Raw genomic sequence first — 19,800 nt, forward strand, 5'->3', positions numbered from 1 at the left:
CATGAAACTCGCAGTGGTGGGCGGCGGTTCCACCTATACCCCCGAGCTGATCGACGGGTTCGCCCGGCTGCGCGACACCCTGCCCATCAGCGAGCTGGTGCTGATCGACCCGGCCGCCGACCGGCTGGAACTGATCGGCGGCCTGGCCCGGCGGATCTTCGCCAAGCAGGGGCACCCGGGCCTGATCACCACCACCTCCGACCTCGACGCGGGCGTCGCCGACGCGGACGCGGTCCTGCTGCAACTGCGCATCGGCGGGCAGGCGGCCCGGCTCCAGGACGAGACCTGGCCGCTGGAGTGCGGCTGCGTGGGCCAGGAGACCACCGGAGCCGGCGGCCTCGCCAAGGCGCTGCGCACGGTCCCGGTGGTCCTCGACATCGCCGAGCGGGTCCGGCGCTCCAACCCGGACGCGTGGATCATCGACTTCACCAATCCGGTCGGGATCGTCACCCGGGCCCTGCTCCGGGCCGGGCACAAGGCGGTCGGGCTGTGCAACGTGGCCATCGGCTTCCAGCGCAGGTTCGCCGCGATGCTGGACCTGACCCCGGCCGACATCCACCTCGACCACGTCGGCCTCAACCACCTCACCTGGGAGCTGGGGGTGCGCAAGGGCGGCCCGGAGGGCGAGAACCTGCTGCCTCAGCTCATCGCCCGGCACGGCGACGCCGTCGCCGCGGACCTGCGCCTGCCCCGCAGCGTGCTGGACCGGCTCGGCGTGGTCCCCTCGTACTACCTGCGCTACTTCTACGCGCACGACGAGGTGGTCCGGGAGCTCGGCACCAAGCCCTCGCGGGCCGCCGAGGTCGCCGCGATGGAGAAGGAACTGCTCGGCCTGTACGGGGATCCCGCGCTGGACGAGAAGCCGGAACTGCTCGCCAAGCGCGGCGGCGCCTTCTACTCGGAGGCCGCCGTGGACCTGGCCGCGGCCCTGCTGGGCGACGGCGGGAGCGCCGTGCAGGTGGTCAACACGCTGAACAACGGCACCCTGCCGTTCCTCCCGGACGACGCCGTCGTCGAGGTGCAGGCGCGGGTGGACCGCTCCGGGACCTCGCCGCTGGCCGTGCCCCGGCTGGACCCGCTGTACGCGGGGCTCATCGCCCACGTCACGGCGTACGAGGACCTCGCGCTGGACGCGGCGCTGCGCGGCGGCCGCGAGCGCGTCTTCAAGGCGCTGCTGGCGCACCCCCTGGTGGGCCAGTTCGACCTCGCCGAAGGGCTGACGGACCGGCTCCTGGCGCACAACAAGGAGCACCTGGCATGGGCGTGAGCCGGCCCCCGAAGGCAGCCGTCCTCGCCGTCGACGCGGGCAACAGCAAGACGGACGTGGCGCTGATCGCCGCGGACGGCCGTGTCCTCGGCACCGGGCGCGCGGGCGGCTTCCAGCCCCCGCACATCGGGGTCGAGGCGGCGGTGGACGTCCTGGGGCTGGCCGTCGCCGAGGCTGCCGAGGCCGCCGGGCTGACGGGCCCCGCGGCCACGGGCCCGCACGCCGGTCCGCTGGCCGTCCAGGTCTCGGCCTGTCTGGCCAACGCGGACCTCCCGGTGGAGGAGGTCCGGCTCGCGCAGGCCATCGGCGAGCGCGGCTGGGGCACCGCCACCGAGGTCCGCAACGACACCTTCGCGATCCTGCGGGCCGGACTCGGCGAGGGCGCCGGGGGGCCGCGCGGGGTCGCGGTGGTGTGCGGGGCGGGCATCAACTGTGTGGGCATGCTGCCCGACGGGCGCACGGCCCGGTTCCCGGCGCTCGGGCAGATCTCCGGCGACTGGGGCGGTGGCGGCGGACTGGCCGCCGAGGCCATGTGGTGGGCGGCCCGCGCCGAGGACGGGCGTGGTGGTCCCACCGAGCTCGCGGCGGCCCTGCCGGGGCACTTCGGCCTGGACTCCATGTACGCGCTGATCGAAGCGGTGCACCTGGGCTCCGTCGAGCCCGTACGGATGCACGAGTTGGTGCCGGTGCTGTTCGCGGTGGCCGCGGCCGGTGATCCGGTCGCAGCGGCCCTCGTCGAGCGGCAGGCCGGGGAGGTCGCGGCCCTGGCCTCGGTGGCGCTGGAGCGCCTCGGGCTGCTGGCCGAGGAGGCGCCCGTCCTGCTGGGCGGCAGCGTCCTGGCCGCCCGGCACCCGCGGTTGAACGGCCGGGTGGAGGCCCTGCTCGCCGAACGGGCCCCGCACGCCCGGGTCTCGGTGGTGACGGCCCCGCCGGTGCTGGGCGCCGGCCTGCTGGGTCTGGACGCACTGGGGGCGGGGCCCGAGGCCTACGGAAAGCTGCGTGCCCATTTCGGATGAACCGCGCCCGCGCCGGAACCATCCCGGCTCGCGGGGCGTAGTAGGACCGGGGACGGATCGGGGCGGATCGTGCCCGATCCCGGACCGGGTGCTGTGGACGACCGCCACTAAGGCCATACTGCTGCGAAGCACGAAGGACCGAGGGGGAGGTCAGGGTGGCCATCACATCACGCGCGCCCGCGCCCGGCGGCGTCCAGGCGCCCTCCGGGCCGCCGGCGCCGCCGCCCGACGGGCTGCCCCGGCGGGGCACCGCCTGGGCGGAGGGCGTGGAGCGGCTGCGCGCCGCCGCCACCACCGAGCCCGGCCGGCTGCGGATCGTCGGCGCCGCCCTGGCCGCGCTGGTCCTGCTGTTCGGCGCGGTGTCCGTCTGGGAGATCTCCGGCCGGGTCACCGCGGCCGATGACGTCGTGGGCCGCAGCCAGCCGCTGAGCGCCGACGCGGCGAGCATCTACCGCTCCCTCGCGGACGCCGACACCGCCTCCTCCAGCGGCTTCCTCGCGGGCGGCGAAGAGCCCCGCGAGGTCCGCAGCCGGTACGAGAAGGACATCGCCAACGCGTCCCGGCTGCTGGTGAACGCGGCGGCCAGCACCACGGCCGGCGAGGACTCCCGCGAGCAGATCACCCTGCTGAGCGAGCAGCTCCCCCGCTACACCGGCCTGATCGAGCAGGCCAGGGCCACCAACAAGCAGGGCCTGCCGCTGGGCGGCGCCTACCTCCGGTACGCGAACGAGCAGATGAGCACCCAGCTGCTGCCCGCCGCGCAGCGGCTCTACGAGGCGGAGACCGGCCGGCTCTACACGGACTACGACGAGGCCCGCGCGCTGCCCCTGACCTCGCTCGGGGCAGGTCTGCTCGCGCTCGCCGCCCTGGTCTGGGCCCAGCGGCGCAACTACCGGCGTACGAACCGCGTCTTCAACCACGGGCTCGTCGCCGCGACCACCGCCTCGCTGGTGCTGCTGCTGTGGCTGGCCGCGGGGCACACGGTCGCCCGGTCGGGGCTGAGCGAGGCCCGCACGGACGGGCAGGAGTCCCTCAAGGTGCTCAACGACGCGCGGATCGCCTCGCTGCAGGCGCGGGCCAACGAGAACCTGACCCTGGTCTCGCGCGGCGCCGTACTGGCCGAGGACAAGAAGTCCGACAAGTACGACGTGGACTTCTCGAACGACATGAAGGATCTGGACGCGGGCCTGGCGACGGCGGCGAAACTGGCCGACGACGCGGCCGGCCGCGCCCCCGTGTCCCGCGCCGTGGAGGGCGTGAAGCGGTGGAAGGAACTGCACGCGGCGGCCCGGCAGACCGACCTGAAGGGCGACTACCAGGGCGCCGTCGGGCAGGTCATCGGGGACAAGGACCACAAGGAGCCCACGGGGTCCGCCTTCGACACGGTGGACGCCTCGCTGGAAGCGGCCGTGGGCCACGAGCAGCGTGAGTTCACCCGGGCGGCGCGGGACGGTGTCGGCGCGCTCGACGGTTTGGTGACAGGCACGGCGGCCCTGGCGGTCGTCGGCGCGGTGGCCGCCCTGCTCGGCATCGGGCGCAGGCTTTCGGAGTACAGGTGAGAGCGATGCCGGGACGGGTGAAGCGCACGGGCGAGGGCTCCGAGGGGGCCGGGGGCGCCGTGGCCCATGCGGTGGCCGCCGAGGGCGCCGCGGAGAGCACCGCCGACGGCACGGAGGTACGCGGCCTGCGGCGGCTGACGGGCCGGCTGCGCGGCTGGGGCGGGGTCGGGGCGATGGCCGTGGCCTGCGTGCTGACGGCGGCGGCCGTGCTGCTGCCACTGGCCCAGGCGGCTCCGGGCGGCCCGGGAGCCTCCTCGCTGGTGCGCGAGCCGGCCAGGATGGCGGTCGCTCCGCAGGCCCCCGGGGACACCTGTGAGAACCCCGAGGCGAGCCTGCGCCCCAACGGGCTGGACGGCTCCGCCATCCAGCGGATCCGCGCCGCGGGCCACCTCGTCGCGGGCGTGGACCAGAACAGCTTCAAATGGGGCTACCGCAACCCGGCCGGGGAGCTCGACGGCTTCGACATCGCTCTGGTCAAGGCGATAGCGAAGGACATCTTCGGCGAGGACGGCAAGGTCATCTACCGGGCCATCCCCACCAGTCAGCGCATCCCCGCGCTCAAGGACGGCACCGTCGACATCGTCGTGCGCACGATGACCGTCAACTGCAAGCGGCTGGAGGAAGTCGCCTTCTCGACGGCGTACTTCGAGGCCGGGCAGCAGGTGCTGGCCCCCAAGGGCTCGGCGATCACCGGCTACGACGCCTCGCTGAAGGGCCGCCGCATCTGCACGGCGGCCGGCTCCACGGCGGAGGCGGCGCTGGCGGCCCGGTCCTACGGCGCCGTCCCGGTCAGCGTGCCCAACCAGCTCGACTGCCTGGTCCGGCTGCAGTTGGGCGAGGTGGACGGCATCATCACCGACAACGCCCTCGCCGCGGGCCAGGCCGCGCAGGACCCCTCGGTCAGCCTGGTCGGCTCCCCGTTCACCAAGGAGTTCTACGGGGTGGCCATGAACAAGGACGCCGGCGACCTGGTGCGCCGGGTCAACAAGGTGCTGGAGGATTACCGCGCGGGCGGTTCCAACAGCTCCTGGATGACGGCCTACAAGGCGCATCTGGAGCCCGTGCTGCCCGGCGTGGGCGGCCCGCCCGTTCCCAAGTACCGGGACTGAGGCCGGTGGCGGATTCTGAGCCCGATGTCACGAGACCGGAGGCGGGATCGGTGGAGGCACATCCTTTGGGGGCGCAGCCGGCGGTGATGGACCGGGACGGCGTGGACCGCGCGCTGGCCCGTCTGGGCGCGGAGCACGAGGCCGTCGAGACCTCCCTGCTCGCCCTCCAGGACCACTCCGGCCGGCGGCTCCTGGAGGGCGCCGGGCTGACCGGGGTCACCAAGGAGCGGTGGGCGGAGGCCGATGCGGCCATCACCCGGCTGTGGCGGTACTTCGACGCGTACAGCGGGGCGCTCGGCGCCGCCCGGGAGATCCGTGAGCGGCGCCGCTGGCCGAGCCGTGAGGACCTGGTCGAGCTGACGGACCGGCTGCGCGGGCCGGGGGTGATGATCTCCGGCGCCGCGGTCGAGGGTGTCCCGCTCGCGGAGCGGTTCTCCCTCGCCGAGCTGGTGTCCCGCATGAACGAGCTGTACGCGAGCTCCCTGGACGTGGTGGTCGCCGCGGACTCCGTCTGGTCGGCGCTGCCGGCCCGGATCGACCTCCTCTCCGCCGAACTGCACCGCACCCGCGCCCTCGCCCACTCGGTGGGGGTCCGGCCGGGAGAACACCCCTCGGGGGACGACCTGGAGGCCATCACGGCCGAGCTGGCGGACCTGCGGGCCCGGGTGATCGAGGACCCGCTGGCGTTCTGGTTCGCGGTGGCCGGGAGCTCCGCGCCGGGCGGCGGCCGTCCGGACACCGGGCGGTACGACCGGGCCGCGCGCGCCCTGGAGGACGTGCGCCGGGAGGTCGAGGCCGTGCTGGCCGTCCGGCAGGACGCCGAGCAGCGGCTGATCGGCCTGCGGGACGTGCTCTCGCGGGCGGACCGGACCCTGGCGGAGGCACGGTTGGCCCGCGGCGAGGTGCTGGCGAAGATCGCGGCGTCCGAGGTGCCCGCGGTGAGCGGTCCGCCGACGGTGTTGCAGGAACAGCTCTCGGCGGCGGCCGAGTACCGGCGCCGGGCCCAGTGGCACCGGCTGTCCCCGCTGCTGGAGTCCCTGGAGGAGCGTGCCGGGGAGGAACTGCGGCGGGCCCGCGAATCGTTGACCGCGGTGACGGCGCCGCTGGCGGTGCGGGCGGAGCTGCGGGGACGGCTCGACGCCTACAAGGCGAAGGTGGCCCGGCTGGGCATGGCGGAGGATCCGCTGCTGATGGAGCGGTACGACACCGCCCGGCGGATGCTGTGGAGCGCGCCCTGTGATCTGCGGGCCGCCGAGCAGGCGGTGCTGCGCTACCAGTGGGCGACGGCCGAGGCGCTGCCCGCGCAGCGGCAGGACCAGCACAACCAGCAGGACCGACAGGACCGACAGGACCGACAGGACCGACAGGACCAGCAGGACCGGCAGGACCAGCAGGGGCGCCAACCGGTGCGTGAGTGGCCCGACGGGCCGAGGGAGGGGGACGCGTGAGTCTGATCGGAACGGCGTGCATGCGCCCCGGCTGCCCGGGGACCTACGAGGACATGGGCGGCGGCGAGGTCTACTGCGGCACCTGCGGGCTGGCTCCGGCCGGGGCCGTCGCGGCGGGCGCCGAGGAGCTGGTGTCCGTACCGACGGCGATGACGAGCGCGGCCCGCCACGGGGACTCACAGGGGTCGCACGGATCCCAGGGCTCGCAGGGGTCACAGGGGTCGGAGCGGTCTTCCTCCTCGTCCTCCTCCTCGCGGGCCTCCCGCTCGGCGCGTTCGTCGCGCTCCTCCTCTTCCCGGCGCTCCGTGTCGGGCCGGCTCTCGCGGTCCCTGTCCGGGGCCGCGTCCACCCGGTCGGTGTCGGTGCGCAGTTCGGGGTCGGCCGCCTCGGTGTCGGGCCGCAGCCGGCTGGGAGCCGGGCTGGTCAACGTACCGGAGGTGCCCCGTCCGGATCCCTCGGCGGCGGTGCTGGAGAATCCCGAGGTCCCGGAGCGCAAGCGGTTCTGCTCGCGCTCGGACTGCGGGGCGCCCGTGGGGCGGGCCCGCGGGGAGCGGCCGGGGCGGACGGAAGGTTTCTGTACCAAGTGCGGGCACCCTTACTCCTTCGTGCCCAAGCTGTGCGCGGGCGACCTCGTCCACGGCCAGTACGAGGTCGCGGGCTGCCTCGCGCACGGCGGGCTGGGCTGGGTCTACCTCGCGGTGGACCGGGCCGTGTCGGACCGCTGGGTGGTGCTCAAGGGCCTGCTGGACACCGGGGACCAGGACGCGATGGCGGCCGCGATCTCGGAGCGGCGCTTCCTCGCGGAGATCGAGCACTCGAACATCGTGCGGATCTACAACTTCGTGGAGCACCTGGACCAGCGGACCGGTTCGCTGGACGGGTACATCGTCATGGAGTACGTGGGCGGCAAATCGCTCAAGGAGATCGCCAACGAGCGGCGCCGGCCGGACGGCCGCCGCGACCCGCTGCCCGTGGAGCAGGCGTGCGCGTACGGCATCGAGGCGCTGGAGGCGCTCGGCCACCTGCACACGAGGAACCTCCTGTACTGCGACTTCAAGGTCGACAACGCCATCCAGCAGGCCGACCAGCTGAAGCTGATCGACATGGGCGCGGTCCGGCGGATGGACGACGAGGAGTCGGCCATCTACGGCACCGTCGGCTACCAGGCGCCCGAGGTCGCGGAGCTCGGCCCCTCGGTCGCCTCCGACCTGTACACCGTGGCGCGCACGCTGGCCGTGCTGACCTTCGACTTCCAGGGCTACACGAACGTGTTCGTGGACTCCCTGCCGGACCCGCAGCACATCGAGGTGTTCGGGCGGTACGAGTCCTTCTACCGGCTGCTGGTACGGGCCACCGACCCGGATCCGGGACGGCGGTTCGCGTCCGCGCAGGAGATGGCGGACCAGCTGACGGGGGTGCTGCGCGAGGTCGTGGCGCTCCAGACGGGCCGCCCGAGGCCGCAGGTCTCGACGCTCTTCGGACCCGAGCTGCGGGTTCCGGACGACCGGCTGTTCACCGACGAGGCGGGCGCGCAGGTCTCCCGGCTGGGCGAGCGGCCCGTGAAGCGGTGGCGGGCGGGCCGGGGTACCGCTCCGGCCCGGGTCCCCGCCGCCGTCCCGGTCCCGGGTCCCGCTCCCGCGGTGGAGGCCGCGCCCGGCGGCGCGGCCCCGCCGGCTCCGTCGGCCGCACCGATCACGGGGTACGGCGCGACCGGGCTGGTCACCACGGCGACGCACCGGGCCGCCGGTCCCGGCGTGCCGGCCCCGCGCCGGGCTCCGGCGGCCGCGCCGCTGCCACCCGTCGGGATCACCGCCTCGCGGCGGCCGGAGCTGTCCACCCTGGACACCCGCGAGGCCGCGCTGGCCCTGCCCGTACCGCTGGTCGACGCCGGGGACCCCAACGCCGGTTTCCTGGCGGGCCTGCTGGCCTCGGCGCCGGCCGACCTGCTGACCGCGCTGGGCTCGGCGCCCGCCGAATCCGCGGAGCTGCGGCTGCGGGAGCTGCGGGCCCGGCTCGAACTGGGCGGCGCCGACGCGCCGCTGGTCGCCGACGCGCTGACCCGGCTGGAGGCGCGGCACCCCGACGACTGGCGCGTGGTGTGGGCCCGGGGCATCGCCTCGCTGGCCGTCGGGGAGGACGAGACGGCGGCCCTGTCCTTCGACGCCGTCTACGACGCCTTCCCCGGCGAGCCGGCGCCGAAGCTGGCGCTGGGGCTGTGCGCGGAGGTGCTGGGGCAGTTGGACAACGCCGCCGATTACTACCGCCTGGTGTGGGCCACGGACCCGGGGTTCGTCGGGGCGGCGTTCGGGCTGGCCCGGGTGCAGCTGGCCGCCGGGGACCGGGCCGGAGCCGTGCGCACGCTGGAATCCGTGCCGGAGGCGTCCATCCACCACACCGCCGCGCGGGTGGCGGCCGTACGGGCACGCCTGCGCGACCGGTCTCCCCAGGAGGCGCTGCTGCCCGATCTGACGGCGGCCGCGGCCCAGGTGGAGGCGCTGGGGAGGTTCGGCCTGGACTCGGTGCGCCACGAGCGGCTCAGGGCGGAAGTTCTGGGCTCGGCTCTGGACTGGGTACTGTCGGGCAGCCGGGGTTCCGACCCCGGCGGTACCTCGCTGCTCGGCTGCCAACTGGACGAGCGGGGGCTGCGCTTCGGCCTGGAGCGCTCGTTCCGCGTGCTGGCACGGCTGGCGCAGCGGGGCGAGGAGAGGATCGAACTGGTGGAGCGGGCAAACCGTTTCCGTCCCCGGACGTGGGTGTGATTGATGTCGATGCATCGGCTGTCGGGCTGCCCCAGCTGCGCGGAACCGCTGGAGGAGGGTGATCGTTTCTGCGGCCTCTGCGGCTACGCCCTCACCGCCGCCGCCCCCACGGAGCCCCGAGCCCCGGAACGGGCGACGGCGCCCCTGCCCCCGGCGGGTCCGCCCTCCCCCGCCCGGTTCGCGGCGGATCCGGCCGCGCCCGGCAGCCCGCCCGCGGCTGGTCCGGTCCAGCCGTTCGGCAGGGCGGGCGCGGCGCCCGTGACCCCGGTCGCCCCGGCGGGCTCGGCGGCCGTGGGCCCGCAAGCCCCGGCAGCGGCGGATCCGGCCGCGCCCGTGATCCCGGCGGCGCCGATCACCCCGCCGGCGGCCACTGCGGCCGCTCCCTCGGGCAGCACCGGCCGGGCCACCCCCGCGGGCGGGATCCCGGCCACCCGCGGGCGCCCTTCGTCCGACGAAGCCCTCGCGCCCCGGCACTCCGCCGGCCGCGCCGAACCGGCGGCCCCCGGGTACGCCGGCGAGGCCGCGCCCGGCTGGGGCAGCGTCTCCACCGCCGCGCCCACCCTGGTGTCGGGCCCCACCGGCTGGCCCGACCCCGCCCCCCACGGCACGCCTCCGGCCCCCGCAAGCCCGAGCCCGTACACCGCGCCCCCTCAGGGCGGGCACCCCGCGGACACCACCCCCTACGGCGCGAGCGCACAGGGCACGGGCTCCGCGGGCGGATCCGGCCACGACGGCCACGACGGCTACGGCACCCCGGGACCGGGAGAGCACGCCTCCCCCTACGACCACCCCGCCCAGCAGGGTCAGCACCCCGGCGGCGAAGCCCCGTACGGCGCCCCGACCGGCGCGCACGGCCCTGCCCACGGCGGCCCCCAGGGCCCCGGCCCGGGGCACGAAGCCCCGTACGGCGCCCCCGCCCCGCAAGGGCGGCACCCCGAGGGGGGAACCCCCTACGGCAACTCCGCCGCTCAGGGGGACACCCCCGAGGGCGAAGCCCCGTACGGCAGTCCCGCCCCGCAAGGCCAGTACCCCGGTGGCGAAGCCCCGTACGCCGGCGGCCCCGCGGGCCAGGGCCAGCGCCCGGGACACGGACCCGAAGGCGAAGGCGAAGCCCCCCACGGTGGCCACACCCCGCAGGGGGAGCCCGGTGGGAAGACCTGTGTGGCCTGCCGCGCCGGACGGGTGGACACCGACGGGTACTGCGAGCACTGCGGCCACGCGCAGCCCCGGGAGCGGGACCACCTCGAAGAGGAGCTCGGGAGCGTCGCCGCCGTCAGCGACCGCGGGCTGCGCCACCACCGAAACGAGGACTCCTTCGCCGTCGCGGCCACCGCGCTGCCCGACGGCTCCGCCGCCACCGTGGCCATCGTCTGCGACGGCGTCTCCTCCGCCAGCCGCCCCGACGAGGCCTCCGCGGCCGCCGCCGCAGCCGCCAACGAGGCGCTGCTCGACGCCCTCCCCCGCGGCGCCCACCCCCAGGAGGCCATGCACGAGGCGATCCTGGCCGCCGCCGCAGCGGTGAACGCCCTCGCCCCCGAGGTGCCCGGCGCCCAGAACGCCCCCGCCTGCACCCTGGTCGGCGCCGTGGTCAGCCGCGGCCTGCTGACCATCGGCTGGGTCGGCGACAGCCGCGCCTACTGGGTCCCCGACGACCGCGCCGCCCTGCCCCGCCGCCTCACCGAGGACGATTCCTGGGCCGCCCAGATGGTCGCGGCGGGCCTGATGGGCGAGGCCGAGGCCTATGCCGACGTCCGCGCGCACGCCATCACCGGCTGGCTCGGGGCCGACGCGTACGACCTGGAACCGCACACCGCCACCTTCAAGCCCGACCATGACGGCGTGGTCGTGGTCTGCACCGACGGACTGTGGAACTACGCCGAGTCCGCGCGCGACCTGGCCCAGGTCCTCCCGTACGACGCCGCGGTCCGGCCCCTGCACAGTGCGCAGGTCCTGGTGGGGCACGCCCTCGACGGCGGCGGGCACGACAACGTCACCGTGGCCGTCGTCCCCTTCACGGCGACCCCGCCGGACCCGCAGACCCCGCCCACAAGCACCGCAGGCACCACGAGCGACACGAGCACCGCGGGTCCCGGCCCCGCCGCCCCGCAGGCCCAGGCCTGATCCCCGTACCCGAGGAGTACCGACCGATGGCGAACTTCGCCAAGCCGAGCGCCCCGCGGTTCAGCGTGGAGGTGTACCAGAACGAGTTCCTCTCCGAGGGCGCCCGTGACGTCCACGCCATCGTCACGGTCACCTCCACCGGCGGTGCCACGGCCACCCGGACGACCGTCGCCCCCGGCGGCGCCGCCGTGGTGATCATGGTCGACTGTTCCGGCTCCATGGAGTACCCGCCCGACAAGATGCGCGGCGCCCGCGAGGCGACGGCCGCCGCCGTCGACACCCTCCGCGACGGCACCGCCTTCGCCGTGATCGACGGTACCCACGTGGCCAGGGAGGTCTACCCCCGCCAGGGCCGGCTCGCCATCGCCGACGCGACCACCCGCGCCCAGGCCAAGGAGGCCCTGCGCGGCCTCTCCTCCGGCGGAGGCACCGCCATCGGTACGTGGCTGCGCCTCGCGGACGGCCTGCTGCGCGGGTCCACCGCGGCGATCCGGCACGGGATCCTGCTCACCGACGGCCGAAACGAGCACGAGGACCCGGCCGTGCTCCGCGCCACGCTCGACGCCTGCGCGGGCCGTTTCACCTGTGACGCCCGCGGCGTGGGAACCGACTGGGAGGTCAAGGAGGTCACCGGCATCGCGAGCGCGCTGCTCGGCACGGCCGACATCGTGGCCGATCCGGCCCGGCTGACCGAGGACTTCACGCACATGATGGAGAAGGTCATGGGCAAGGAAGTGGCGGACGTCTCACTGCGCCTGTGGACCCCGGTGGGCGCGGAGGTCCTGTACGTCAAGCAGGTCGCTCCCGCCGTGCAGGACCTGACCGGCCGCCGCACGGAGGCCTCCCCGCGCGCCGGGGACTATCCGACGGGGTCCTGGGGCGACGAGTCCCGTGAGTACCACGTGTGCGTACGGGTCCCGGGCGCCTCCGTCGGCCAGGAGATGCTCGCCGCCCGCGCCGCCCTGCTCATGCCGGGGGCCCCTGGTGAGGACCCGGCCGTCCTCGCCCAGGGCCTGGTCCGCGCCGTCTGGACGGACGATCTCGCCGCGTCCACCGCCATCAACCCGCAGGTGGCCCACTACACCGGGCAGGCGGAGCTCGCGCAGGCGATCCAGCAGGGCCTGGAGGCCCGCAAACTGGGGGATGTCGACGGGGCCACGGCCAAGCTCGGCCGGGCCGTCCAGCTGGCGAGTTCCTCGGGCAACGCCGACACCGCCAAGCTGCTCTCGAAGGTGGTGGATGTCGTCGATGCGGCGGCGGGTACTGTGCGACTGAAGGCAAAGGTCGCCGACGCGGACGAGATGACACTAGAAACGCGTTCCACTCAAACCGTTCGAGTGCGAAAATCTTGACGTAGAGCTTGACGCCCCGATCAGACCTGACCAGTCGCCGATCGGACGCACAGAAGAAGCAGCAGCAGAAGAAGAACCTGCCTCGTTGACGCAGGAAGAAGGAGGAAGCGCCGCGATGCCGACCTGCCCGAACGGGCACCAGTCCGCCTCCGACGACTGGTGCGAGGTCTGCGGCCACCGCATGGCCGCCCCTACGGGCACCCCCGGGGCGCCCTCCTACGGCTACGGCTACCCTCCCACCGGCGAGCCGACCGCACAGGCCGAACTCTGCCCGCAGTGCCGGACCCCGCGCGAGGCCATGGCCCCGTTCTGCGAGGAGTGCCGGTACAACTTCCTGACCCGTACGGCGACCTCGTACACGCCGCTCTCCCCGGACCTGCCCCCGCCGCCGCCGTCCCGCGGCGCGCCCCCGGCCCCGGCACCGCCGGCGTACTCCCAGGACCACTTCGACTACCAGGGTTCGCGGCCCTCGCGGGTCAACCGCCCGGCCGAGCCGCTGCAGCAGCGCGAGGACGACTGGATGCTGCCGCCTCCGGCGCGCCAGGACTTCCAGCAGCCCCCGTACCAGCAGCAGCCTCCGCCGCCCCCGCAGCAGCACCAGCAGCAGCCGCACCAGCAGCCGCCACAGCACCAGCAGGCACAGCAGCCGCATGCACAGCAGGCTCCGCCGCCGTACCAGCAGCAGCCCTCCCGGACCGGGCAGTACCAGCCGCCCCAGCCGCCGCCGCACCACCAGCAGCAGCAACAGGCGCCCCAGCCCCAGCAGTCGTACCAGCAGCCCTACCAGCCCCAGGGCGGCGGGTCCTGGACCGCGACCATCGGTCCGGACCGCACGTACTTCATGGCGATGATGCACCGCAGCGGCCCCGAGGCGGCCGGGCTCGACCTGCCCGCGTACTCGCCCGAGCAGCACCTCCCGCTCGCCGGCGGCCAGATCACCATCGGCCGCCGCCGCGCCTCGACGGGAGAGTCCCCGGACATCGACCTGTCGGTGCCCCCGGAGGACCCGGGCGTCTCCCACCAGCACGCGGTGCTCGTCCAGCAGCCCGACGGCAGCTGGGCCGTGGTGGACCAGAACTCCACCAACGGCACCACGATCAACGGCGGCGAGGACTCGATCCAGCCCTACGTGCCGGTCCCGCTCGCCGACGGGGACCGCGTCCACGTCGGTGCCTGGACCACGATCACCGTCCGGCGCGGCTGAGGTTTCCCGAAACACGGCGAAGGCCCCCGGTGACACCGGGGGCCTTCGCCGTGTTCGAGTGCCGTCGGCCGGCCTGGCCCGCCTGGCCCGCCTAGCCGCCGACCAGCGGGTCACGCGCGCCCCGCCGGCGCCGTACGCTCACCACCGCGGCGGTGACCAGCAGCAGGACCAGCAGAACGGCGAGCGCGAGCGGGAGCAGTGACCCGGGCATGGCGCCGAAGTACACGAACGGCAGTCCCGCGAGCAGGACGGCCGGCGCGGTGCGCAGCCGGGCGAACGCCGGGCGTCCGGCCAGCAGCAGTCCGGCTGCCACCGGTACGACGAAGCGCAGCTGGGTGAACGGGTACACCAGCGGGACCGTCAGCACCGCACCCGCCAGGACCAGCGTCCACGCCAGCACGGCGGCCGCCCCGGCCCGGGTGCGGATCCGCGGAGCCGGCCGCAGGTCCGGCGGGCACGCCACCGCCACCAGGGCCAGGGCCAGGACCGGGCCCAGGATGAGCATCGGGGTGCTGAAGAGCGCCTGCATCCCGATGCCGCCGACGCCCATCCGGACCACGGAGGCGGCGATCTCCAGGGCCGCTCCCGCCAGCACGGCCCAACTGCCCACCGACCAGCGGCCGGCCAGTGCGAGGGACACGCCGAACAGCATGACGAGGTAGCCCGCCAGCAGCGCCGGGAAACCCGCGCCGACCGGTCCACCGGCGAACATGGCGTAGCGCAGCAGTCCCATCCAGCCCGCCGCGCTCGCCCCGATGACGACCAGGGCGAACGGCGCCAGCGCGGCCAGGAGCCGGCCGGGCCGTCCCGTGGAACCCAGGCCGAGCCGCATGCGCAGGGCGTGTCCGGCCACGTCGGCGCCTTCTCGTACTCGGGCGGGCGCCCCCGCCCCTCGCGTGGCCTCGCGGTACGCGTAGGCGATCTCGTCGCCGAACTCCCGCCGGTAGGCGGCGGGATACAGCCTCAGCAGTGTGGTCACGAGCCCACCACCGCGCCGCCGACGCCGACGGAGACGCGGAAGGAGGCTCCGAAGGAGGCCCCGGCCCCGCCGAGTCCCAGCCGCCGGGTCGCCTCCTGGGCGGTGCGTGCGAGCCGGGCCGCCTCGGCGGCCAGGGTCTCCCGCCCGCGGGGGGCGAGCGCGTAGCTGCGCCGCCTGCGTCCGTCGACCACCTCTTCCTCGTGGACGGCGATGAGTTCTTGTTCCAGGAGCCGCTCCAGGGCTCCGTAGAGCGTTCCGGTGCGCATTTTGGTGCGGCCTTCCGAAATCTTCTCGACCTCCTGGGCGATCGCGTAACCGTGCCGTGGGGCATCGGCGATCGCCGTGAGGATCAGCAGGGTCGGCTCGCGGAGAGCTTGATCATTCACACCCCGACCATAGCTCGGCAGCCGACATATGTCGATAGCCGACCTATGAGGTCGCGGGCTCCCCCAGGGGCCATACGTAGGGGCCCTGGGGATCGTCGAGCCAGGACCACTGCCCCGCCTCGCCGACCGTCACCCCGAAGCGCTCGCGCGCGGGCCGGTCCTCGCGCCGCCACAGGTCCAGCGCCTCCCTCGGGTGCAGCGCGCCCGAGGTGAGCACGAGCATGAACTGGAAGCGCTCGTTCTCCACCAGCTCGTACGGGATCCCCTGCCGCGTCCCGTACGTGCCCGGCGGCGCGGCCGTGGCCCCGCGCAGCGGCACGAAGTAGGCCGAGGTGTGCAGGAAGCGTCCCTCGGCGAACCCGGCGTCCCGCACCGTGAGGGCGATCAGCCCGGTCGACAGCGGGGCCAGGATCCGGGCCCCCGGCCGGCACTGACCCAGCCAGGCGGGCGGGATCAGCGGGATCGTGCAGGTCACCAGGATCCGGTCGAAGGGGGCCCGGGCGGGGCAGCCGCGCGCCCCGTCGCCCGTGACCACGGCCGGGTGGTAGCCGAGCCGGTCCAGGTGCACGCGCGCCGACTCGGTGATCTCCTCGTCCAGGTCGACGGTGGTGACCAGTCCGTCGCCGAGCCGGTGGCACAGCAGGGCCGCGTTGTAGCCGGTGCCCGCGCCGATCTCCAGCACGTTGTCCCCGTCGCGCACGTCCAGGGCCTCCAGCATCTTCGCCATCAGCGAGGGCTGGCTGCTGGAGGAGACCAGCTCGCCGTCGCGCAGCCGGGTGGCGAGCGGGGCGTCGGTGTAGACCCCGCGCAGCCAGCGCGCCCGCTGTTCGGGGTCGGGGTCCTCGGCCCAGAGCCGCTCGTGTCCGGCGCCGCGGCCGGTGTAGTAATACGGCACGAACACGTGCCGGGGCACCGCGGCGAAGGCCGCCCGCCAGCGCGGATCCTCCAGCGCCCCGGCGGCGGTCAGCTCCCGTACCTGGGCGGCGTGCGCGGTCTCCCGCACGTCGCGTACCTCGGCGTGTGCGCCCATGTCTCCACTGTCCTGCGGACACCGCCCGGGTGCGACCGCGCTGCGGTCGCGCCGCGGTCGCCCGGGGAGGGTCCCGGAGGTCCTAGGACCGGGGTCCTCCGTCCGGGCGTCTGAGACGATGGTCGGGTGAACGAGATTCCGCGGGGCACGGTCCAGGAGCAGACCTTCTACGAACTGGTGGGCGGCGAGGACACCTTCCGCCGTCTGGTCCACCGCTTCTACCAGGGGGTCGCCGAGGACCCGCTGCTGCGCCCGATGTACCCGGAGGGGGACCTCGGTCCCGCCGAGGAGCGGTTCGCGCTGTTCCTGATGCAGTACTGGGGCGGCCCGAACACCTACAGCGAGAACCGCGGCCACCCGCGCCTGCGCATGCGGCACGCGCCCTTCCAGGTGGACGCCGCCGCGCACGACGCGTGGCTGGCCCACATGCGGGTGGCGGTGGACGAGCTCGCCCTCGTGCCGGAGCACGAGGCGCAGCTGTGGCGGTACCTGACGTACGCCGCCGCGTCGATGATCAACACCGCGGGCTAGCCCGTACGGGATCCCGCGCGGGCGTCCCGTACGGCGGGGCCGGCTAGACCGGCCGGACGAGCAGGGTGCCGAGGCCGCCGGGGCGGCGCGTGGCCACGGACCCGTACGGGGTGCGCAGCCGCAGCCAGCCGCCGGAGGCGAACAGGGCCACCGGTTCGGGGGCTCCGCTCCCGGCAGCCGCGGTGGGCACGGCGGGCACGGTGGACCGTACCGGCCGCAGGAAGCCCAGGGACTGCGCGGCGTGCACGGCGCGCAGCGGAAGTTCGGTGCCCCCCAGCGTGCGGGACCAGATCTCGCGGCCGATGCGGTCGCGCTCGGAGCGGGTCCGGTGCTGCGGGGGCAGGGCCTCGTCGCGGGCCCGGAACTCGGCGACGGCGGCCGCCAGGGCCTTGGCCATCGCTTCGGGACCGGGCAGCCCGGCCACCGGGGTCCAGCCGCCGCGGGGCGGCAGCAGGCCCGCCCAGGGCGGTCCGGTGACGGCCGCGGGGACGACGGCGCCGGCCCGCTCGCCCTCGTCCACGGACTCCAGCAGCTCCCCGGCCGAGACGGTCAGGTCGAGCGGAGCGGGGACGGGCGCGGCGAGCCGCACCGTACGGACGGCCACTACGTCGAAGGACGGCGGCCGCCCGAAGACGGCGAGCGCGCCGCCGCCGGCCTGCGCCTGCAGGCGGACGGCGGCGGCGCGGTCGTAGTGCACCAGCCGGCCCAGGAAGGCGGCGAGGTCCGCCGCCTCCCCGGAGTCGGCGAAGTGCAGCTGCTCGTTCATGCCGCGATGCCCCCGGCAGGAGCACCGGTCTTCGGCTGCGCCTTCGGCTCGTCCAGGTACTCCTGGAGGAAGAGCTTCTCCTCGGCCGTGATGCGGCGGGGCCGCCCCTCGGCGAGGTTGTAGGGCACGACCACGGTCTCGGCGCGCACGTAGACCGTCTCGGGCCCGTCCTCGGTCGCCTCGTCCTTGACCTCGTAGCGGATGGTCAGGGACGCGGCGCCTATCCGGGTCACCCAGGACTCGATGAGCACCGGCTCGTGCCGGTGCACGAGGGGCAGCTTGTAGTCGATCTCGTGACGGGCCACGACGGAACCGCCCGTGAAGGACTCACTGCCCTCCCCCGGCGCGAGGCGGAACATGAAGTCGATGCGCGCCTCCTCCAGATAGCGGAGGAAGACGACGTTGTTGACGTGCCCGAAGGCATCCATGTCCGCCCAGCGGAGGGGGCATCGGTAGTGGTGTCTGGCCATGGCCCGTTTCCTCGGCCCTCAGCCTCGGGTGAGCTTCTTGTAGGTGGCACGGTGCGGACGGGTCGCGTCCGCACCGAGCCGCTCGACCTTGTTCTTCTCGTACGACTCGAAGTTGCCCTCGAACCAGTACCACTTGGACTCGCCCTCGTACGCCAGGATGTGCGTGGCGACTCGGTCCAGGAACCAACGGTCGTGGGAGATGACCACGGCCGCACCCGGGAACTCCAGGAGCGCGTTCTCGAGCGAGGACAGGGTCTCGACGTCGAGGTCGTTGGTGGGCTCGTCGAGGAGCAGCAGGTTGCCGCCCTCCTTGAGCGTCAGCGCCAGGTTGAGGCGGTTGCGCTCACCACCGGAGAGGATGCCGGCGGCCTTCTGCTGGTCCGGACCCTTGAAGCCGAAGGCGCTGACGTACGCGCGCGACGGCATCTCGACCTGGCCGACGTTGATGTAGTCCAGCTCGTCCGACACGACGGCCCACAGGGACTTCTTGGGGTCGATGTTGGCGCGGCTCTGGTCGACGTACGAGATCTTGACGGTCTCGCCGATCTTGACGGAGCCGGAGTCCGGCGCCTCCAGACCCAGGAGCATCTTGAAGAGCGTGGTCTTGCCGGCGCCGTTCGGGCCGATGATGCCGACGATGCCGTTGCGCGGCAGCGTGAAGGACAGGTCGTCGACCAGGACCTTGTCACCGAACGCCTTGTTGAGGTTGTTGACCTCGACCACGATCGAGCCCAGACGCGGGCCCGGCGGGATCTGGATCTCCTCGAAGTCCAGCTTCCGCATCTTGTCCGCCTCGGCGGCCATCTCCTCGTAGCGGGCGAGGCGGGCCTTGGACTTGGTCTGACGCCCCTTGGCGTTGGACCGCACCCACTCGAGCTCTTCCTTGAGGCGCTTCTGGCGCTTCTCGTCCTTGCGGCCCTCGACCTTGAGACGGGTGGCCTTCTTCTCCAGGTAGGTGGAGTAGTTGCCCTCGTACGGGTGGGCACGGCCGCGGTCGAGCTCGAGGATCCACTCGGCGACGTTGTTCAGGAAGTACCGGTCGTGGGTGACGGCCACGACGGCGCCCTTGTACTGCGAAAGGTGCTGCTCCAGCCAGTTCACCGACTCGGCGTCGAGGTGGTTGGTGGGCTCGTCGAGGAGGAGCAGGTCCGGGGCCTCGATCAGCAGCTTGCAGAGCGCGACACGGCGCTTCTCGCCGCCGGAGAGGTTGGTGACGGCCCAGTCGCCGGGCGGGCAGCCCAGGGCGTCCATGGCCTGCTCGAGCTGGGCGTCGAGGTCCCAGGCGTTGGCGTGGTCCAGGACTTCCTGGAGCTTGCCCATCTCGTCCAGCAGCGCGTCGGTGTAGTCGGTCGCCATTTCCTCGGCGACCTCGTTGAAGCGCTTCAGCTTGGCCATGATGTCGGCCGCGCCGTCCTGGACGTTCTCCAGGACCGTCTTGGACTCGTCGAGCTTGGGCTCCTGCATGAGGATGCCGACGGTGAAGCCGGGAGACAGGTAGGCCTCGCCGTTGGACGGCTGCTCCAGCCCCGCCATGATCTTGAGCACGGTGGACTTACCGGCGCCGTTCGGGCCGACCACACCGATCTTCGCGCCGGGCAGGAAGTTCAGGGTGACGTCATCAAGAATCACCTTGTCGCCGTGCGCCTTGCGCGTCTTGCGCATGGTGTAGATGAACTCAGCCAAGAGAAACCGTCCGGCAGATCGATGGGTGGGCAGATACACCCCATCTTGCCTGACGTCCATCCCCGGGGGGAAACCCGATCGGCCCCGGGACCACCCGACCGAGGTCCCCCAAACAGTCCC

At 74.0% G+C, this 19,800-nt stretch carries 15 protein-coding genes and 1 pseudogene; 10 read left to right on the forward strand and 6 right to left on the reverse strand.

Going from position 1 to position 19,800, the window contains the following annotated elements; genetic code table 11:
* Position 1: 1 nt before the first annotated feature.
* From OG247_RS15400 to OG247_RS15440, 9 genes and pseudogenes are all read left to right on the forward strand, one after another.
* Positions 2–1,267, forward strand: a complete 1,266-nt coding sequence (locus tag OG247_RS15400; RefSeq protein ID WP_327252788.1) for a 6-phospho-beta-glucosidase — start codon at positions 2–4, stop codon at positions 1,265–1,267.
* Entirely contained in the window at positions 1,258–2,283 is a 1,026-nt protein-coding gene (locus OG247_RS15405) for an N-acetylglucosamine kinase (RefSeq protein ID WP_327252789.1), read from the forward strand. The genes OG247_RS15400 and OG247_RS15405 overlap by 10 nt, the downstream gene beginning before the upstream one ends.
* A gap of 155 nt (positions 2,284–2,438) precedes the next feature.
* Positions 2,439–3,842, forward strand: coding sequence for a hypothetical protein (locus tag OG247_RS15410; protein WP_442813290.1), 1,404 nt, complete (start codon positions 2,439–2,441; stop codon positions 3,840–3,842).
* Positions 3,843–4,015: 173 nt separating this feature from the next.
* Entirely contained in the window at positions 4,016–4,951 is a 936-nt protein-coding gene (locus tag OG247_RS15415; RefSeq protein WP_327257485.1) for a glutamate ABC transporter substrate-binding protein, read from the forward strand.
* An 86-nt stretch (positions 4,952–5,037) separates the two neighbouring features.
* Positions 5,038–6,399: a hypothetical protein gene (locus OG247_RS15420; protein ID WP_327257486.1), complete on the forward strand. Its 1,362-nt coding sequence runs from the start codon at positions 5,038–5,040 to the stop codon at positions 6,397–6,399.
* Between the two features lie 5 nt (positions 6,400–6,404).
* Positions 6,405–9,158, forward strand: a complete 2,754-nt coding sequence (locus OG247_RS15425) for a serine/threonine-protein kinase (RefSeq protein ID WP_327257487.1) — start codon at positions 6,405–6,407, stop codon at positions 9,156–9,158.
* A 1,146-nt stretch (positions 9,159–10,304) separates the two neighbouring features.
* A pseudogene (locus tag OG247_RS44810) lies at positions 10,305–11,183 on the forward strand (PP2C family protein-serine/threonine phosphatase); the annotation flags it as partial.
* A 122-nt stretch (positions 11,184–11,305) separates the two neighbouring features.
* Complete coding sequence (locus tag OG247_RS15435; protein WP_327252790.1) at positions 11,306–12,631, forward strand: vWA domain-containing protein; 1,326 nt, start codon at positions 11,306–11,308, stop codon at positions 12,629–12,631.
* Positions 12,632–12,746: 115 nt separating this feature from the next.
* Positions 12,747–13,835 carry an FHA domain-containing protein gene (locus OG247_RS15440; RefSeq protein WP_327252791.1) on the forward strand — a complete coding sequence of 363 codons (1,089 nt, stop codon included), beginning with the start codon at positions 12,747–12,749 and terminating at the stop codon, positions 13,833–13,835.
* A 91-nt stretch (positions 13,836–13,926) separates the two neighbouring features.
* On the opposite strand, the gene OG247_RS15445 is transcribed toward OG247_RS15440, so the two are convergent.
* The 3 genes from OG247_RS15445 to OG247_RS15455 are packed head-to-tail and all read right to left on the reverse strand — an operon-like array spanning position 13,927 to position 16,230.
* Entirely contained in the window at positions 13,927–14,814 is an 888-nt protein-coding gene (locus OG247_RS15445) for a hypothetical protein (RefSeq protein WP_327252792.1), read from the reverse strand.
* Positions 14,811–15,200 (reverse strand): PadR family transcriptional regulator, encoded by a 390-nt coding sequence (locus OG247_RS15450; protein WP_327252793.1) that lies wholly within the window; start codon positions 15,198–15,200, stop codon positions 14,811–14,813. Before OG247_RS15450 ends, OG247_RS15445 begins: the two co-directional genes overlap by 4 nt.
* 43 nt (positions 15,201–15,243) lie before the next feature.
* Entirely contained in the window at positions 15,244–16,230 is a 987-nt protein-coding gene (locus OG247_RS15455) for a methyltransferase domain-containing protein (RefSeq protein ID WP_327252794.1), read from the reverse strand.
* A gap of 126 nt (positions 16,231–16,356) precedes the next feature.
* Here OG247_RS15455 and OG247_RS15460 point away from each other — a divergent pair, with 126 nt between their 5' ends.
* A complete protein-coding gene (locus OG247_RS15460) occupies positions 16,357–16,761 on the forward strand; it encodes a globin (protein ID WP_327252795.1) in 405 nt (134 codons plus the stop codon).
* A 43-nt stretch (positions 16,762–16,804) separates the two neighbouring features.
* Here the strand turns inward: OG247_RS15460 and OG247_RS15465 are convergent, their stop codons facing one another.
* The 3 genes from OG247_RS15465 to ettA are packed head-to-tail and all read right to left on the reverse strand — an operon-like array spanning position 16,805 to position 19,680.
* Entirely contained in the window at positions 16,805–17,527 is a 723-nt protein-coding gene (locus tag OG247_RS15465) for a hypothetical protein (protein ID WP_327252796.1), read from the reverse strand.
* Complete coding sequence (locus OG247_RS15470; protein WP_266908777.1) at positions 17,524–17,997, reverse strand: acyl-CoA thioesterase; 474 nt, start codon at positions 17,995–17,997, stop codon at positions 17,524–17,526. Before OG247_RS15470 ends, OG247_RS15465 begins: the two co-directional genes overlap by 4 nt.
* Before the next feature lie 18 nt (positions 17,998–18,015).
* The gene (gene ettA / locus OG247_RS15475; protein WP_327252797.1) at positions 18,016–19,680 is read right to left on the reverse strand and encodes an energy-dependent translational throttle protein EttA; all 1,665 of its coding nucleotides are present in this window, start codon (positions 19,678–19,680) and stop codon (positions 18,016–18,018) included.
* Positions 19,681–19,800 lie beyond the last annotated feature (120 nt).

Origin of the sequence: Streptomyces sp. NBC_01244 (genome assembly GCF_035987325.1) — a bacterium.
Lineage (GTDB): Bacteria > Actinomycetota > Actinomycetes > Streptomycetales > Streptomycetaceae > Streptomyces.

Coding starts and splice junctions, on each gene's coding strand:
- OG247_RS15400 (WP_327252788.1), top strand. CDS start 2: ATGAAACTCGCAGTGGTGGGCGGCGGTTCCACCTATACCCCCGAGCTG.
- OG247_RS15405 (WP_327252789.1), top strand. CDS start 1,258: ATGGGCGTGAGCCGGCCCCCGAAGGCAGCCGTCCTCGCCGTCGACGCG.
- OG247_RS15415 (WP_327257485.1), top strand. CDS start 4,016: ATGGCCGTGGCCTGCGTGCTGACGGCGGCGGCCGTGCTGCTGCCACTG.
- OG247_RS15420 (WP_327257486.1), top strand. CDS start 5,038: ATGGACCGGGACGGCGTGGACCGCGCGCTGGCCCGTCTGGGCGCGGAG.
- OG247_RS15435 (WP_327252790.1), top strand. CDS start 11,306: ATGGCGAACTTCGCCAAGCCGAGCGCCCCGCGGTTCAGCGTGGAGGTG.
- OG247_RS15440 (WP_327252791.1), top strand. CDS start 12,747: ATGCCGACCTGCCCGAACGGGCACCAGTCCGCCTCCGACGACTGGTGC.
- OG247_RS15455 (WP_327252794.1), bottom strand. CDS start 16,230: ATGGGCGCACACGCCGAGGTACGCGACGTGCGGGAGACCGCGCACGCC.
- OG247_RS15465 (WP_327252796.1), bottom strand. CDS start 17,527: ATGAACGAGCAGCTGCACTTCGCCGACTCCGGGGAGGCGGCGGACCTC.
- OG247_RS15470 (WP_266908777.1), bottom strand. CDS start 17,997: ATGGCCAGACACCACTACCGATGCCCCCTCCGCTGGGCGGACATGGAT.